Source organism: Micromonospora sp. WMMD735 (assembly GCF_049178995.1).
GTDB classification, from domain to species: Bacteria; Actinomycetota; Actinomycetes; order Mycobacteriales; family Micromonosporaceae; genus Micromonospora; species Micromonospora wenchangensis.
Map to the genome: position 1 here is coordinate 6,902,397 of NZ_JBMHMJ010000002.1, position 15,693 is coordinate 6,918,089.

The 15,693-nt window shown below is 74.5% G+C and carries 11 protein-coding genes and 5 tRNA genes; 9 read left to right on the forward strand and 7 right to left on the reverse strand.

The window, feature by feature from the left end:
* Nucleotides 1–147 precede the first annotated feature (147 nt).
* Nucleotides 148–1,308, forward strand: coding sequence for an 8-amino-7-oxononanoate synthase (locus ACN268_RS30290; protein WP_421486446.1), 1,161 nt, complete (start codon nt 148–150; stop codon nt 1,306–1,308).
* A gap of 138 nt (nt 1,309–1,446) precedes the next feature.
* Entirely contained in the window at nt 1,447–2,151 is a 705-nt protein-coding gene (bioD, locus tag ACN268_RS30295; protein ID WP_421487034.1) for a dethiobiotin synthase, read from the forward strand.
* A gap of 79 nt (nt 2,152–2,230) precedes the next feature.
* Here bioD and ACN268_RS30300 read toward each other — a convergent pair whose 3' ends face one another.
* The 3 genes from ACN268_RS30300 to ACN268_RS30310 form a co-directional block, all read right to left on the reverse strand.
* Nucleotides 2,231–3,742, reverse strand: coding sequence for a SulP family inorganic anion transporter (locus ACN268_RS30300; RefSeq protein ID WP_421486448.1), 1,512 nt, complete (start codon nt 3,740–3,742; stop codon nt 2,231–2,233).
* Between the two features lie 805 nt (nt 3,743–4,547).
* On the reverse strand, nt 4,548–5,714 hold the full coding sequence (locus ACN268_RS30305; RefSeq protein WP_421486449.1) for a cytochrome P450: 1,167 nt from the start codon (nt 5,712–5,714) through the stop codon (nt 4,548–4,550).
* Nucleotides 5,715–5,723: 9 nt separating this feature from the next.
* Nucleotides 5,724–6,392 (reverse strand): class I SAM-dependent methyltransferase, encoded by a 669-nt coding sequence (locus ACN268_RS30310; protein WP_421486451.1) that lies wholly within the window; start codon nt 6,390–6,392, stop codon nt 5,724–5,726.
* A gap of 203 nt (nt 6,393–6,595) precedes the next feature.
* Between ACN268_RS30310 and ACN268_RS30315 the strand changes: the two genes are divergently transcribed.
* Entirely contained in the window at nt 6,596–7,465 is an 870-nt protein-coding gene (locus tag ACN268_RS30315) for a hypothetical protein (protein ID WP_421486452.1), read from the forward strand.
* Between the two features lie 49 nt (nt 7,466–7,514).
* Here ACN268_RS30315 and ACN268_RS30320 read toward each other — a convergent pair whose 3' ends face one another.
* Together ACN268_RS30320 and ACN268_RS30325 are read right to left on the reverse strand one after the other, a co-directional pair.
* A complete protein-coding gene (locus tag ACN268_RS30320) occupies nt 7,515–10,445 on the reverse strand; it encodes a M36 family metallopeptidase (RefSeq protein WP_421486453.1) in 2,931 nt (976 codons plus the stop codon).
* A gap of 119 nt (nt 10,446–10,564) precedes the next feature.
* Nucleotides 10,565–11,164, reverse strand: a complete 600-nt coding sequence (locus ACN268_RS30325; protein WP_421486455.1) for a TetR/AcrR family transcriptional regulator — start codon at nt 11,162–11,164, stop codon at nt 10,565–10,567.
* Nucleotides 11,165–11,462: 298 nt separating this feature from the next.
* On the opposite strand from ACN268_RS30325, the gene ACN268_RS30330 reads away from it, so the two are divergent.
* The 4 genes from ACN268_RS30330 to ACN268_RS30345 all read left to right on the forward strand — a co-directional run bounded on the left by ACN268_RS30330 (nt 11,463) and on the right by ACN268_RS30345 (nt 14,341).
* A tRNA-Gly gene (locus ACN268_RS30330) sits at nt 11,463–11,535 on the forward strand.
* A 34-nt stretch (nt 11,536–11,569) separates the two neighbouring features.
* Nucleotides 11,570–11,640: transfer RNA gene (locus ACN268_RS30335), tRNA-Cys, on the forward strand.
* A 13-nt stretch (nt 11,641–11,653) separates the two neighbouring features.
* A tRNA-Val gene (locus ACN268_RS30340) sits at nt 11,654–11,725 on the forward strand.
* A gap of 195 nt (nt 11,726–11,920) precedes the next feature.
* Nucleotides 11,921–14,341 carry an ATP-binding protein gene (locus ACN268_RS30345; protein ID WP_421486456.1) on the forward strand — a complete coding sequence of 807 codons (2,421 nt, stop codon included), beginning with the start codon at nt 11,921–11,923 and terminating at the stop codon, nt 14,339–14,341.
* Between the two features lie 49 nt (nt 14,342–14,390).
* Here ACN268_RS30345 and ACN268_RS30350 read toward each other — a convergent pair whose 3' ends face one another.
* Complete coding sequence (locus ACN268_RS30350) at nt 14,391–14,627, reverse strand: DUF6458 family protein (RefSeq protein ID WP_421486458.1); 237 nt, start codon at nt 14,625–14,627, stop codon at nt 14,391–14,393.
* Nucleotides 14,628–14,782: 155 nt separating this feature from the next.
* Between ACN268_RS30350 and ACN268_RS30355 the strand changes: the two genes are divergently transcribed.
* Nucleotides 14,783–14,855: transfer RNA gene (locus tag ACN268_RS30355), tRNA-Gly, on the forward strand.
* A gap of 9 nt (nt 14,856–14,864) precedes the next feature.
* A tRNA-Val gene (locus tag ACN268_RS30360) sits at nt 14,865–14,939 on the forward strand.
* 108 nt (nt 14,940–15,047) lie between these two features.
* On the opposite strand, the gene ACN268_RS30365 is transcribed toward ACN268_RS30360, so the two are convergent.
* On the reverse strand, nt 15,048–15,638 hold the full coding sequence (locus tag ACN268_RS30365) for a hypothetical protein (protein ID WP_421487035.1): 591 nt from the start codon (nt 15,636–15,638) through the stop codon (nt 15,048–15,050).
* Nucleotides 15,639–15,693: the final 55 nt, after the last annotated feature.

Below are 15,693 nucleotides of genomic sequence, written 5' to 3' on the forward strand. Positions count from 1 at the left end.
CGCCACGCCGGTGCCGGCCCGGCGGATGGTAATTTCGCCCGGCGGCGGCAACGCCGTCACCCACCGGCACGGGCCGGTCGTCCGTGGGCGGCAGACGCCCGACGGACGGGCGGGCGGCAGGTCGGACGACGGACGGAGGCGGGACCGGTGGCGGACTGGCTGGCGGCCCTGGACCGGCGCGCCGCGCTGCGGGCGAAGGCGGGGCTCACCCGTACCCTGCGCCCCCGCGCCGCCGGTGACCCGGACGTCGATCTGGCCGGCAACGACTACCTGGGCCTCTCCACCCACCCCGAGGTGGTGGCCGCCGCCGGCCGGGCCCTGTCCGGGTACGGGCTGGGCGCCACCGGCTCCCGGCTGGTCCGCGGCTCCACCGACGTCCACCACGCGCTCGAGGACGACCTGGCCGACTGGCTCGGCGTCGACCGGGCACTCGTCTTCTCCTCCGGCTACCTGGCCAACCTGGCCGCCGTCCGGGGCCTGGTGCAGCCGCGTACCCTGCTCGTCTCCGACGCCCACAACCACGCCTCGCTGATCGACGGCTGCCGGATCTCCGGCGCGGAGACGGTGGTCACCCCGCACGCCGACGTCGACGCGGTGGCCGCGACGCTCGCCGCCGCGCCGGGCCGCCCGGCGGTGGTGGTCACCGAGTCGGTGTTCTCCGTCGACGGCGACCTCGCGCCGCTGGCCGCGCTGCACGCGGTGGCCCGGCGGCACGGCGCGCTGCTGCTGGTCGACGACGCGCACGGACTCGGGGTCGCCGGCCCGGCCGGCGCCGGCGCGGTGGCCGCCGCCGGGCTCGCGGGCGCGCCGGACGTGGTGGTCACCGCGACCCTGTCCAAGGCGCTCGGCGGTGCCGGCGGGGTGGTCGCCGGCCCGGCCGAGTTCGTCAGGCACCTGGTGGAGACCGGGCGGACCTTCATCTTCGACACCGCGCCGCCACCGGCCGTCGCCGCCGGGGTACGCGCCGCCGTGGCGCTGGCCCGCTCCGCCGAGGACCTGCGCGCCGAACTGGCCGACCGGGCCGGCTACGCGGTACGCCGCCTCGGCGCGGCCGGGCTGCCGGTGTCCACCCCCGACGCCGCCGTGGTGTCGGTGACCGCACCCGGTCCGGAGGCCGCCACCGCCTGGGCGGCCGACTGCCGGGCCCGGGGCGTCGCGGTCGGCTGTTTCCGCCCACCGTCCACCCCGGACCACCGCTCCCGCCTCCGGCTGACCCTCTCCACCGGGGTCACCCGGGCGGACTTCGAACACGCCCTGGAGACCATCGTGGAGTGCGCCCCGCAGTCGCGAGCCGAGGTGGTCCTGTGAGCGTGAGGAGTGAGCCGGTTTTGCGAGCCCCGCAGTCGCGAACCGAGGTGGTCCTGTGAGCGTGAGGAGTGAGCCGGTTTTGCGAGCCCCGCAGTCGCGAACCGAGGTGGTCCTGCCTTGAGTGGGTGGAAGGGTGCGGTGGTGGTCACCGGGACCGACACCGAGGTCGGCAAGACGGTGGTGACGGCGGCGATCACGGCCGCGGCGCAGGCCGCCGGCCTGCGGGTCGCGGTGGTCAAGCCGGGCCAGTCGGGGACGGCCACCGGCGAGCCCGGTGACGTGGACGCGGTGACCCGGCTGGCCGCCCCGCTGACCGGTCGTACCCTGGCCAGCTACCCCGACCCGTTGGCTCCGCTGGCCGCCGCCCGGGTGGCCGAGCTGGAGCCGTTGGAGCTGTACACGGCCGTCGACGCGATCCGCGCGGAGGTCGACAAGCACGACCTGGTGCTCGTCGAGGGGGCCGGGGGGCTGCTGGTGCCGATGGGGCTGCGTCCGTCGGGTGAGGCGTGGACCGTGGCCGACCTGGCGGTGTCGCTGGGTGCTCCGGCGGTGGTGGTGGCCCGGGCCGGGTTGGGCACCCTCAACCACACCGCGCTCACCCTGGAGGCTCTGGAGCGCCGGGCCGTGCCCGCCGGGGTGGTGATCGGTGCGTGGCCGGCGGAGCCGCAGCTGGTGCACTGGGCGAACCTGACGGAGCTGGTGCCGAACCTGCTCGGCGCGCTGCCGGCCGGGGCCGGGGCGATGGACCCGGGGGTGTTCCGCCGGTCCGCTCCGGGCTGGCTCACCCCCGACCTGTACGGCGTGCTCGACGACTGGCGCACCTGGGCCGAGGACGCCGGCTGAGCGCCACACCGCCGTGGGCCGCGGTGGCGGCGCGGATCGCGACGGACCGGTCCCGGGCCGCGGTGGCGACCGTCCCTGCTCACTCGGTGGCGGGGACGGGGCGGGGCCGGTCGTCCTCGGCCGGACGGGGCGCGACGACCTGCACCTGGCCGCCGGCGGAGCGGTTGTGCGCCTCGATCCAGGTGTCCAGCGCGGTGCCGCAGGCGTGGTCGAGGTGCCGCAGGCCGTGCAGGTCCAGCCGGATGATCCGCTCGGCGGGCAGCGCGTGCAGCGTGTTGAGGATGGTGGGCAGCCGCAGGAAGGTGGCGTTGCCGACGATGGCGACGTCGATCGGCCCGGTGCCGCCGTCGCCGTCGTCCACGGTGACCCGGACGTGCGACGTCTCCCAGGCCGCCTTGGCCACCGCCAGGCCGAGGCCGACCAGCACCCCGGTGAACATGTCGGTGGTGACGATCGCGGTGGCCGTCACCACCAGCACCACCGCCTCGCCCCGGTGTTCCCGCCACAGGTCGGGAAGCGTCCGCAGCGGCAGCAGCTTGCACCCGGCGTGCACCAGCACGGCGGCGAGCGCCGGCAGGGGGATCAGCCCGACCAGGCCGGGTACGGCGGCGACGAAGACCAGGAGCCACAGCCCGTGCAGCACCCGGGAGGCCTTGGTCTTCGCGCCGGCGTGCACGTTTGCGGAACTGCGCACGATGACGGCGGTCATCGGCAGCGCGCCGAGCAGGCCGCATACGGTGTTGCCGGTGCCCTGGGCGACGAGTTCCCGGTCGAAGTCGGTGCGCGGTCCCTGGTGCAGCCGGTCGACCGCCGCCGCGCTGAACAGGCTCTCCGCCGAGGCGACCAGGGCGAACGTGGCGATGGTGGCGAGCACTCCGAGGTCGGCGAGCTGGCTCGGATGCCCGAGCGACGGTTGGATGGCCGCGAGCAGCCCGGACACCTCGATGGTGTCGACCGGCAGGTCCAGCAGGACACTCGCCCCGGCCGCCGCGACCACGGCGACCAGCGCGCCGGGCACGGTCCGCAGCTTTCCGGGCAGGACGTTCCAGAGCAGCATCACCGCGAGCGTCGCGGTTCCCACGACGAGCGACAGCCTGGCGGTTTCGGAGCTGGTCAGGTCACCGACCAGCGCCGGCAGGCCGGCGAACGCGGCGAGGCCGACCGGTGCGGTGTCGGCGCCGGCCAGGATGTGCAGTTGCCCGGCGATGAGCAGCAGCCCGATGCCGGCGAGCATGCCGTGCACCACTGCCATCGAGATGGCCCGGAACCACCGGCCGAGCCGGAGCAACCCCAGGCCGATCTGGATCAGCCCGGCGATCAGCACGATCGTGCCGAGGCCGGCCAGGCCGTAGCGGTCCACGGCCTCGGCCACCAGCACGGTCAGGCCGGCTGCCGGGCCGCTGACCTGCATGCTGCTGCCGGGCATCATGCCCACGACCAGCCCGCCGACGACGCCGGTGACCAGGCCGAGTTCGACGGGGACGCCGGAGGCGACGGCGATGCCCACGCAGAGCGGCAGTGCGACGAGGAAGACCACGAGTGAGGCGGGTAGGTCGGCGCGCAGGGCACGCCGGGTGTCAGTGGAGAGCACGATTCACATCCAGGAGGCTGGCAGCGGTCAACGGGTCGCCACCTCGCCGTCGCTCACCGACCGGCGAAACGACGGGCTGGGCGGCGGTCTGTTGCGGACCGGCGACGGGGTTCGTCGCCGGATCGGCCGGACGTCGCGCGACGGCGACGGGCATGGTGGAGCGGACCGCCACCAGTCAGCAGCGCAGCACGCTCACCCTCAGCGGCACGGCGTCGGCGGTGTCGGGGGTCGGACGCCGGTCCGTGCCCCGCTGCCACCGGTGGGGGGTGCCCCGGACCCCGGGGCACTCCTGCCCGATCGGGTCACGTCGTTCGGTCGACGACTGCCCGCGCCCCGCCCGCCCGACTGCCGTTCCGATCTCCCCTCCGGTCCGACCCGCTCCGGCGCTGTCCGAGGCAGCCGGGCCGGTCGAAAGGCGTTGATACCTGTCGATGTCTGATACTACCGGCTTCTCCCGACTGATACGAGCGTATAGACGGTCCAAAATACAACGGAGGGTCACGGGGGGAGTACTCAACCGGCTCGACGGGGTGGACCCGGCCACGGTGAGCTGCCCGGCGGTAGCGGCGGTGGGCAGCGGTTCGCCACCGGGGACGACCGCCATCGGCCACAGCAGGACGATGCTGAGCAGTGGGACGAGGACGACCGGCGTGCGCTGCACCCTCACCCCCCGGCCCGACAGGCGGACGCGCGACCGCGCGTCGACACTGGGCTCAACCCGTCGCCAGGAGGCCGGGTTACGCCCGTACGCCGCGCGGTGTGCCGGCGGGCCGTGCCGGTGCCTCTGGTCGGGCCGGCGGGAGGGTCACCCGCTGCGGCGGACCACGAAGGCGTCGGGCATCCGGAAGGTGAGGTTGTCCGGGCACCACGGCGGACGGACCACCGTCACCGCGTCCAGCAGCGGCGTCGCCTCGGCGACCACCACCGCCGCCTCCAGCCGGGCCAGCTGCGCGCCGACGCAGCGGTGCGCCCCCGCCCCGAAGGCCAGGTGCCGACGGGACCCGCGCTGCCCCGGGCGGAACCCGGCCGGGTCGGCCACCACCTCCGGGTCGCAGCCGGCGCGGGCCAGCCACAGCAGCACCGAGCTGCCCGCCGGCACCGGCACGCCGCCCAGCGCGGTGTCCGTCGCCGCCACCCGCCGCCAGGTGACGATCGGTGGCTCCCGGCGCAGGCCCTCCTCGACCACGTCGGCCACAGCGACCGTGCCGGCCCGCAGCCCGGCGCGCACCCCCGGTTCGCCGGTGAGCCGGTGCAGCAGCAGGGTGAGGAACTGGCTGGTGGTCTCCTGGCCGGCGACCAGCAGGAAGAACAGCGCCCCGACCACCACGTCCGGACGGTGCCCGGCGGCGCGCAGCCGAGCGGCCAGGCCGCCGCCGGTGCCGGCGAACTCCCGCAGTACGGCGTGGAACCGGCCCACCTCGACGGCGAGGCTCTGCTGCCGGTCGGCGTCCAGCGGGGCCCAGAACAGTTCCAGTGCCGCCCGCGCGAAGTCCTTCACCGCGCCCACCGGGGCGTCCGGCAGCTCGACCAGCCGGGCCAGCGCCAGCAGCGGCAGGTCGGCGGCGAGCCGGGCGTGCAGGTCGACCGGCCGACCGGCGGCCAGGTCGGCGGCGATGTCGGCGACCCGGGCCCGGACCAGGGCGGTCAGCCACGGTCGCTGGGCGGCCACCCGGTCGGGGTGCAGCGCCTCGGCGACGATCGCCCGGATCGCCGGGTGGCTGGGGCCGGCGTTGTTCGCCAGCGTCGGCGGCAGCCGGAACCGGTGCGCGGTGAGCACCCGCAGCGCGGCCACCGGGATCGGGGTCACCGCGTCCAGGGCGTTGTCGGGCCGCCAGGTCACCGCGTCGGCGAGCACCTGCCGGACCAGCGCGTGCCGGGTCACCACCAGGTGGACGCCGCCGACCCGGTCGACGACCGTGGCCACGTCCGGCCAGGGCTCGTCGACGGACGCCTCCCACCCCCGGAACAGCACCCGGTCACGCTAGCGGGCGGCCCCCGGCGGGGCGGGGTCCAGTTCCCACACCGTGGTGTGCTTCACCCGGACGCTCTCCAACGCCTCCGGCACCGGCACGTCGTAGCCGGCCAGCTCGCGGAACCGTTCCCGGGGCAGGAACGCCCGGCCCGGGTCGCCGACCAGCACCCGGGCGCCGCAGCGGGCGGCCCGCAGCAGGAAACGCAGCACCCGGCGGGCCATCGCCTCGCTGTAGAAGACGTCCCCGGCGAGCAGCACCTCGGCGTCCCCGGCGTCGCCGTCGAGCACGTCGGCCAGTTCGGCATCGACGCGTACCCCGTTGGCGTGGGCGTTGAGGGCGACGGCGGCGACGGCCCGCTCGTCGATCTCCACCGCCCGCACGGTCGCCGCACCGGCCCGTGCGGCGGCGATGGCGACCAGGCCGGAGCCGGAGGCGAGGTCGAGCACCCGGCGGCCGGCGACCGTCTCCGGGTGGTCGGTGACGTACCGGGCCAGGCCCTGCCCACCGGCCCAGGCGAACGCCCAGAACGGCGGCGGCTGGGAGCTGCGGAACTCACCCTCGGTCAGCTCCCACAGGCCGATCGGCTCGTCGGCCTGGTGCAACCGCACCTCGGGTACGAAGGCGACCGGGGCGAGCCGGGCGTGCAGCCGGACGAAGGCCGCGGAGAGATCGGACACCCGCCCAGGATGTCAGCCGCGCGAACCCCGGCGCGGTCGACCCTCACCGGCCCGACGAAGCGGCCTAGCCCACGCCGTCACCCGGCGTGTCGGCGAGGACGGGTGACCGGTTCACCACTGTCGGTGTTAACCGGCACCGCACTTGCCGATCGGCGCGAACACGCCCGTCTACCGGCTTCCCCATCCTGCTCATAGCGTGGCGAGTGGACAAGACCGACGGGAGGAGCGAGGCGGTGGTGATGGTGTGGCGGAACGCGCTACGGGTCGGGGCGGTGCTGGCCTGCCTGTCGGGGACAGGGCTCGTCGGGCCGACACCGGCGTCGGCGGCGGACCGCTTCTCCACCGAGCTGAGTGGCCTGCCCGCCCAGTTCACCGCCGGCGACCAGGTGCGGACGGTTTCGGCGGTGGTGTCCCGCCAGGGCAACGGCGGCTGTGTGAAGGTCCGCTGGTCGATGGTGCTCTCGGTGCAGGGGCTGCGGCTGGACCAGGTCAAGATGGACCGGGTCGAGGAGACCGGCTCGTTCCCGCTGGACATCCGGGCCCAGGGCGACGTGGCCCGGTTGACCGACCGGCAACTCGACCCGGGCACCCTCTGCCCGGACCGTACGGTCACCGCCACCTACCGGGTGGCCTTCGCCGAGGACGTCACCCGGGGCCGGATCACCATGGCCGCCGAGGCGTACGACCCGAACCTGCGGCTGCTCGCCCGACGCACCGCCACCCGGCAGGTCGTCGGCACGGCGCCTGCGCCCACCACGGCCGCGCCCGAGCCGACCACCGCGTCGCCGGAGCCGACCGAGGAGGTGCTGGAGCCGAGCGAGGAGGAGACCGAGCCGACCGAGGAGGCGCTGGCCGAGGTGCCGCCGCCGGCCGCGGCGAACCGGTCGGCCGACCAGAGCGGGGGCTTCGGACTGGTGCAGGCGGCGTTCCTGCTCGGCGGCCTGCTGCTCTTCCTCGGTGTCGGCCTGCTGATGCGGCTGCGGCAGCTCACCCGGACCGCGTCCGACGGTGTGGCGGGCGACGATGCCCGCCCGGTCCGTCGACCGGTCCGCTGGACCACCGTCCGACGGTGATCGGGGGCCGCCGGGGCCGGGTGGCGCCACCACCCGGCCCCGGCGGGTTTCACTTCGCGAACACCTGGAACTCGGCGATCCGCACCTGGTCGCGCGCCGGGCTGGCGGTCGCGCAGTCGGTCCGGGTCGCCGGGTCGTCGTCCTGCTCACCGGCGTACGCCGGGCCGCCGGTGCACTGACTGGCCAGCACCTCCAGCCGGACGTGGGTGGCGACGGTGGCCGGCACCCGGAACGACCTGGCGATCAGGTCCCGGCTGTAGGCCCGGTACCTCCCACCGGGGAACGCGTCGTCGGCGCTGGTGTAGATCCGGGTCCAGCGGGCCGGGTCGGCGCAGTCGGTGGTGGTCGCGTCGCAGGTCGACACCGCGAACGACCGCAGCGCGCTCAGCGCGTTCTGCGCACCGGGGTCGGCGTCGCCGGTGATCGCCGGGCGGAGCATGGCGCTGACGGTGACCCGCTGCACCGGCTGCGGCGTGCCGAAGGGCAGTGTCACGGTGACCTGCTTGCCGGCCACCCCGGTCAACGACGCCCAGTTGGTGGCCTCGGTGTCGTCGGCGATCCGGTCCAGGTTCACCCCGTCCCCGGCGATGCTCGCCCCCGACCTGGTGGACGCCAGGTTCTGGCTCAGCCGCAGGTCGACGTACCCCTGCTGGCCGGCCTTCGCGACCACCTCCAGGCGCTGGTGGCCGAAGCCGGGGGCGACCGCCAGCAGCTGGTACGTCCCGGCGACGGCCTCGAAGGTGGCCGGCAGCGGGGTGGCCGGATCGGTGTCGGCGACGGGGGTGGCCCGCGCCTCGTAGTCACCGACGTAGAGCCGGATCGGCGCGTTGGCGCTGTCACCCCGGGGGCGCAGGGTCAGCGTGGCGTTGCCGCCGGCCGGGCTGGCGAAGCTCGGCGTCGGGTCGGTGTCGGCGGCGCCGACGGTGGCGGCGTCCCGACCCATCCCGGAGCGGGCGAACTCGGCCCAGATCAGCTCCTGGTTGGCCCCGCCGAAGCGCAGCCGGTCGGCGGTGAGCAGGTTGTCCCGCATGTCGAGCATGCTGACCTGGCTGGCCGCCTGGAGCAGGAACGAGTCGAAGACCAGCTGCACCCAGCGCCGGTTGCCGGGGCAGTTCTCGGCGGCCACCCGGCCCTGGGCGCAGTCGAGCTGCCGCGCCGGAGTGCCCAGGCCGTACTTCTTGACCAGGGCGGCGCGGATGCGGAAGTTGGTCGCGCCCCAGATCTCCCCGTCGGCGTGCACCGCGGGCCCGCCGGTGTTGTAGCCGACGTCGGAGTAGTTGAGCGGGCTGCGGCTCAGGTCGTAGTTGCGGATGCCGCTGACCAGGTTGCCGGTGACGTAGCCGCCGGTGACGAAGGGCGTCTCACCGGGGGCGCGCAGGCCGTGCTCGTAGAGGTACTCGGCGGCGAGCAGGTCGCTCCACGACTCGCCCATCGCCCCGCCCTGGTGGCCGCCGATCCCGCTGTCCGGGCCGGCGATCATCCGGTTGGTGATGGCGTGGGTGTACTCGTGGCCGATCACCGTCATGTCGTAGTCGCCGTCGACGCACGGCGGGTACGGCCCACCGGCCTGCGGCTGCCACAGGTACATGTTGGTGCTCGGCGGCAGCCCGTCGCGCGGGGTGGACTGGTTGGCGTTGTTCCGGTTGCCGCTCAGCGCGCCCTGCTGGGCCCGCCCCTGCTCGGCGTCGCCACCCAGCCCGGCGCCGCTGACGTTGACCGCCTGGAGGTTCCAGGTGGCCTCGGTGAAGCCGAGGTGCCAGGCCCAGTCGTGCATCCGGTTGTGCATGGCGAACAGGTTGGCGGTGGCGGCGTCGGCGTCGTTGCGTTGGGCCGAGGTGAACGCCGCCGGGTTGCAGCGGGCCTGGTGCCACTGGTCGGTGAACGGGTACTCGTAGCGCCGGTCCGGCCGGTCGGGGGCGTTGACCATGGGGCTGCCGGCGCCCCAGGAGACCACCGTGTTGGCGGAGTTGCCCCGGGTGGTGCCGGTGGGCGCCCCGGTGGCGAGGTCGACGTCCCAGGGTTGCCCGCTCGCCGGGTCGCGGAAGGCGGCGGCGCAGTCGGGTGCGGGGCTGGCGCACCAGCGGACCCGGGGGTCCTGCCCGGGGGCGAGGTCCTGCGGCGGGGTGGCTGGGTAGACCGCCCAGCTCGGGTTGTCGGAGTCGAAGTCGACGAGGTCCTCGCGGACCAGCACCTTCCCGGTGATCCCGTCGACGTAGGTGGTGAAGGCGGCCGGGTGGTCGCTGTCCCGCCCGATCAGGGTCACCTCGTAGGCGGCCCGGTTGCCGTCGACCGGGGTGGGCACGGCGACCGGGCGCACCCGGTGGCTGGCCACCGCGTCGGCGGCCAGGCCGGCGTCGGCGAGGGCGTCGGCGTACGCCTGCCCGGGGGTGCGGGTGGCCGGGGCGGGGGCCGAGGCGTCCCGGGTCAGCGAGGAGCTGACCGAGAGCACGGTGCCGTCGGCGACCGCCACGGTGACCAGCCCGTCGTGGCCGGCGGGCAGGTCGCCGAAGCGCTGCCGCAGGGTGACCACCGCGCCGTCGCCGATCCGCCGGACCAGCACCCGGTCGAGCGCGGTCACCGCGTCGGCGTCCAGCCCGAACAGGTCCCGCTGGGTGGCGAGGTAACGCCGGGCGGCGGCCTCCGGGTCGGTGGGTAGGCCGGTGGCGAGCCGGGCCGGGCCGAGGGCGTGCGGGGTGCCGAGCCGGTTCCAGCGCACCGGGGCGCCGGTGGCGCGGGCCAGGCTGCGTTGGCGGGCGTCGGGTGCGGCCGTACCGGTGCGGTTGTCGACGTCGGCGGCCTGGTGGCGGTCGTCGGCGAACGAGCCGGAGCGGCCCGGGGCCGGGGCCGCGGTGTCGCCCGGCGCGGCCGTGGCGGTGCCTCCGCCGGGCAGCAGGGCGGCGACCACGGCGGCGGTCGCCAGTACGGGAACGAGCCGGCGTCGATGCCGGCTCGTTCGGGGTGTCCACTCCGGTCTGGGCACGGATCCTCCTCGTGGGAGCGGGGACCGGCGCACCGCCGGCCCGGCGCAGGCGGGGTAACGCATGCGCATACGTGGATACCAGGCGGATCGGACGGGGGCAATGGCGCGGAGTGCGCGGATCAGACGAGCTGGGCGGGGTCGAGCCCCAGTTCCCGGGCCGTGACCAGCCGGATCCACTCGCCGAACTGTCGCCGGGAGATCACCCGCTCGTGCACGGCGAGCTGGACGGCGAGCCCGTCCATCACCGCGTTGATCCGCCAGGCGGCACCGGCGGGGTCGGCGCATTCGAAGGTCCCGTCGGCCACCCCGGCCGAGATCACCGCTGCCAGGTCCTGCCGCCAGCGCAGGTCGAGCCGCCGGCAGACCTTCTCCAGTTCCGGGGTGCGCAGCGACTCGGCCCAGCCGTCGATCCACATCGCCCAGGGACGCCCGGTGGGGGTGTAGAGGCGCAGGATGCGCCGGAGCTTGGTCAGTGGCGGGGTGGCGGAGCGCAGCACCGCGTCCAGCCGGGACAGTTCCTGCTCGACGGCGTACGCGAACGCCTGGGCGAGCAGCCGCTCCTTGGTGGCGAAGTGGTAGAAGACCAGCGCCTGGCTGACCCCGGCGGCGGCGGCCACGTCGGCGGTGCGGGTGTTGGCGAGTCCACGCTCGACGATCACGTCGCAGGCCGTGCGCAGCAGGGAATCCAGGCGGACATCGGCGGCGGCACGTCTCGTCACGCCGCTACGGTAACCTATCGAACCGACCACGGGGAGTTACCGACCCGCCCGATCCGGCTGCCGGTAGTCGGAAGCCGGACAGCACCCCACCGGCGGGTCGGCTACCTTGCCGACCTGTTCGGTAGGGGTGCGGGCGAGGTGCCCACCTGCGACGACCAACTCTCCTAGGAAGCTCTGCGGATGGTGGTGCCGGTCACCATCGTGGCGGCCTGACGCGCCGTCGGCGGCCCCGATTTGGCATCGGTGAGACCGCTCGGCTAGAGTTTCCATCCGTCACCGGGTGTCGTCCCGGAGGCAAGCGGACGTAGCGCAGCTGGTAGCGCATCACCTTGCCAAGGTGAGGGTCGCGGGTTCGAATCCCGTCGTCCGCTCGGAGCTGCCGCCACGCATGACGGGGGCAACCTCGGTGGGGTGGCCGAGAGGCGAGGCAACGGCCTGCAAAGCCGTGTACGCGGGTTCAAATCCCGTCCCCACCTCGGTAACAAGCACGGGCGATTGGCGCAGTGGGAGCGCGCTTCCTTGACACGGAAGAGGTCACTGGTTCAAACCCAGTATCGCCCACTCGGTCAGTAGGGCCACCTTCCGTGACGGAAGGTGGCCCTACTGCTGTCCGGTCCCGCTGTTGTCCGACCCTGCGGCTGTCCGGTCGCCGGCCCGGTCGCCGCCCCCGTTCCGGGGCATCACCGCACATCGATGCCAAGCTATCCTGGCTCCGGTTCTTCCAGGGGAACATCGCGACGCCGGGTGGGGTGTGGGGTGGGGGAGACGGGTCGGGAGGCGCTGCTCGCCTTCGCCGACGAACTGCGGCGACTACGCCAGCAGGCGGGCGGGCCGTCGTTGAACTCCCTGGTGGCGGTCGCCGCCGCCCGGGGCAGGCCGCTGGCCCGCTCCACCCTCAGCGACAAGCTCAACGCCAAGTCGCTGCCGGACTGGGACTTCGTCACCGGCTACCTGGGCGCGTGTGTCGCGTACGCCGGACAGGCCGGCATCCGGTTGCCCGCCGAGCTGACCGACCAGGCCCGCTGGGAGGCGGCGTACTGGCAGCTGCTGGCGGCGGCGGACGCGGCGCGCGCCGACGACCGGCTCGCCACGGCCGCCCGCGCCGAGCCGGACCGGCAGGCCCACGCCGCCACCGCGTCGTCGGCCCCGGCACCGTTCGTGCCCCGCCAGCTACCGGCGGCGGTACGGCACTTCGCCGGCCGGTCCGCGCCGCTGACCGCCCTGACCGCCCTGCTCACCGAGCCGGCCGGCCCGCCGGGCACCGTCCCCGTCGCGATCATCGGCGGTACGGCGGGTGTGGGCAAGACGGCCCTGGCCGTGCACTGGGCGCACCAGGTCGCCGACCGCTTCCCGGACGGCCAGCTCTACGTCGACCTGCGCGGCTTCGACGCCGAGTCGCCCGCGCTGAGTCCCGCCGAGGCGGTGGCCGGCTTCCTGGAGGCGCTCGCGGTGCCGCCGGAGCGGATTCCGGTGGGGCTGGCGGCACAGGCCGCCCTCTACCGCAGCCTGCTCGCCGACCGGCGGGTGCTGGTGCTGCTGGACAACGCCCGCGACGCCGACCAGGTACGTCCGCTGCTGCCCAGCTCGCCGGGATGCCTGGTCCTGGTCACCAGCCGTAACCAGCTTCCGGGGCTGGTCACGGCCGAGGGGGCCCGACCGCTGCCGCTGGGTCTGCTCTCCCCGGCGGAGGGGCGTGAGCTGCTGTCCCGCCGGCTGGGCGCGGAGCGGGTCGCGGCGGAGCCGGAGGCGGTGGACCGGGTCGTCGCCGCGGCGGCCGGGCTGCCCCTGGCGTTGGCGATCGTGGCCGCGCGGGCCGCCACCTATCCGGACTTCCCGCTGGCCCGGTTCGCCGCCGAGCTGAGCGTGAGCCGGGGCGCCCTCGACGCGTTCAGTGGCGGCGAGGCCGGCGTCGACGTCCGCGCGGTGCTGTCCTGGTCGTACCGGGGTCTCGATCCGGCGGCGGCCGACCTGTTCCGGGCGCTCGGCACGCACCCCGGGCCCGACGTGTCCGTGGCGGCGGCGGCCAGCCTCGCCGCCCTGGCCCCGGCCGAGGTGCGCCGGCCGCTGGCGGTACTGACCCGGGCGAACCTGCTCACCGAGCACGCCCCCGGCCGGTACGTCCTGCACGACCTGCTCCGCGCGTACGCCGTCGAGTTGGCCGTGGCCACCGACTCCGCCGGCCTGCGGCGGGCGGCGCTGTGCCGGCTGCTCGACCACTACCTGCACACCGCGTACGCCGCCGCTCTGCTGCTGCACAAGCACCGCGACGACATCGACCTGCCGGCGGCGCACCCCGGGACGGCGGTGCCCGCGCCGGCCGACCGGGACGAGGCGTGGGCGTGGCTGGCCGCCGAGCACCGGGCGCTGCTCGCCGCGATCGGCCTGGCCGTCGAGCACGGGTTACCGACGCACGCCTGGCAGTTGGCGTGGAGCGTCAACACCTACCTCGACCGGGTGGGTGCCTGGACGGACCAGTCCCGCGCCCAGGAGTTGGCGTTGCGGGCCGCCACGGCGGCCGGGGACCGCGACGGGCAGGCCCGCGCCCACCGCAACCGGGCCGTCGCCTGCCTGCGCCTCGGCGCGTACGACGAGGCCCACGAGCATCTGGAACGCTCCCGGCTGTTGTACGCCGAACTCGGCGACCGGGTCGGTGGTGGGCGGACCGAACTGAACCTCGGCATCCTCGCGGAGCGGCAGGACGACCACCGGCGGGCGCTGCGCCACGCGCAACGGGCGCACCGCCTGTTCGAGGCCGCCGGGCACGCGCAGGGGCAGGCCAACGCGCTCAACAACATCGGCTGGTACCACATCCAGCTCGGCGACCACCTCCGTGCGCTGGACTACTGCGGCCAGGCCCTGGTGCGGCAGCAGCAGACCGGCAACCGCTACTGGGAGGCGCACGCGTGGGACAGTCTGGGCTTCGCCCACCACCACCTCGGCCGGCACCGCGACGCCCTCGACTGCTTCCGGGAGGCGCTCGTGCTGTGGCGGGAGACCGGCGAACGCTACTACGAGTCCGTCACGCTGATGCACGTCGGTGACAGCCACCTGGCCGCCGCCGAACCCGACGCGGCCCGGGCCGCCTGGGGGCAGGCGCTCGACGTGCTCGACCAGCTCGGCCACCCGGACGCCGCACTGGTGCGCGACCGGCTCGACGCGCTGCCGTCCACGCGGTAGCACTACGGGCCGGTCCACCCCCGCGTCGCGGGGTGCCGGGTCGGTCGCCTCACAGCGGCGGAGCGACGTCCCGACGCTCCTCGACCCGCTGGTACGCCACCGGCTCGGCGGTGGTGACCGTACGGCGGCGATCGCGCATCAGCAGGACCATGACGAGGCCGAGGACACCGGCGGCCATCAGGATCCAGCCGACGACGTCGAGATCGACACCGCCGACGCTCGCGTTCACCGCGAAGGTGAGGATCGCGCCGACGGCGAGCAGGAAGATGCTCGTTCCGATTCCCATGACAGCTCCTTGGGGGTGGGAGTGTGCTGTCGGGATGCAGTACCCCGTCGATGAGCAGGGCAATCGTCGGGAGGGAGCACGCGGTGGGGTCGGCCGGGCGGGCGATCTTGGAATGGGGTAGAGTTCACCCCGTCGCCGGGGAGACCGGGCGGCACGCGGACGTAGCGCAGCTGGTAGCGCATCACCTTGCCAAGGTGAGGGTCGCGGGTTCGAATCCCGTCGTCCGCTCTCGACCACGGGCGATTGGCGCAGTGGGAGCGCGCTTCCTTGACACGGAAGAGGTCACTGGTTCAAACCCAGTATCGCCCACCAGAGGATCACGAAGGCCCCCGGCTCAGCTGAGCCGGGGGCCTTCGCATGATGTCGCTTCATGGTGATGCGCTTCGTGGGGACGCGCTTCGTGGTGGCGTCGCGGGTGGGTCAGCTGTTCCAGTGCTGGGCGACGAGGTCGGCGGCCTGCTGTTCCCACTGGGCGTAGTGGTCGGGGTACGCCGACACCTGGACGGTCTGGGCGGCCTTGGTCAGGGGCATGTCCTGCCAGCCGTCGACCTGCTTGAGGCCCTTGAGGAACGCCAGGGTGGCGTACTCGGGGTCGGTGATCTGCTCGACGGTGCCCCAGCCACTGGACGGCCGCTGCTGGAACAGGCCCTGCGAGTCGTGGTCGTTGCGGTCACCGAGGTGGCCGAGGTTCTCCAGCTTCGACTCCTGCAGGCTGGTCGCGATCGACACGACGGCGGAGCGTTCGTCCATGCCGGCCTTCTTGGTGGCGGCGATGATCGCCTTGGCGTTGCTGGTCTGCTCGTCGTTGAGGTCGATGCGGGACTGCTCGCCCTGCACGCCGTGCGGGATCAGCTTGGTGGTGTCCACGGTGGGCTTGTCGGCCTGGACGGTGGCGACGGGGCGGGTGTCGATGGTGGGGGTGTCGTGGTTGAGCGGGCCGGCGGCGATGCCTCCGGCGACGGCGAGACCGGCGATGCCGAGGACGCTCTTACGCAGGATGGTGGTGTTCATGATGGTGGTCTTCATGGGGTTGCTCCTTCGGGGGTAGACGCCCCGACCCGGCCCG

Bases quoted from the DNA above. Each gene is read 5' to 3' on its own strand.
- ACN268_RS30350 (WP_421486458.1), bottom strand. From the start codon at position 14,627: ATGGGAATCGGAACGAGCATCTTCCTGCTCGCCGTCGGCGCGATCCTC.
- ACN268_RS30365 (WP_421487035.1), bottom strand. From the start codon at position 15,638: ATGAACACCACCATCCTGCGTAAGAGCGTCCTCGGCATCGCCGGTCTC.